Annotated in this window: 1 protein-coding gene; it reads right to left on the reverse strand. The window is 49.3% G+C overall.

The genetic code is table 11. From position 1 onward, the window contains the following. Positions 1–14: 14 nt before the first annotated feature. On the reverse strand, positions 15–217 hold a 203-nt coding region (locus WLY71_RS31770), incomplete at its 5' end, for a hypothetical protein (RefSeq protein ID WP_347806624.1).

Here is a 217-nt window from a genome sequence, read left to right on the forward strand (position 1 = left end):
CTTCCGATCTCTCGTTAGCGGGAGGCGAATTCTACAGCGTTACTCGCTGCTGTCAACACCTCTTTTACACCGCTTTCGACCGAGAAGATCGAATCGTTAAAAGAGCCAAACAACACCACTCTTTCAACTCCTTCTGGGCTTCGATGACCTGAAGCAACTCGCTGCCGAAAACTGCGTAACTCATTGTTTACCAAGGAGTTTTCCGTTTCGACTGCGC

The organism is Pseudomonas rossensis, assembly GCF_039888995.1.
Lineage (GTDB): Bacteria > Pseudomonadota > Gammaproteobacteria > Pseudomonadales > Pseudomonadaceae > Aquipseudomonas > Aquipseudomonas rossensis.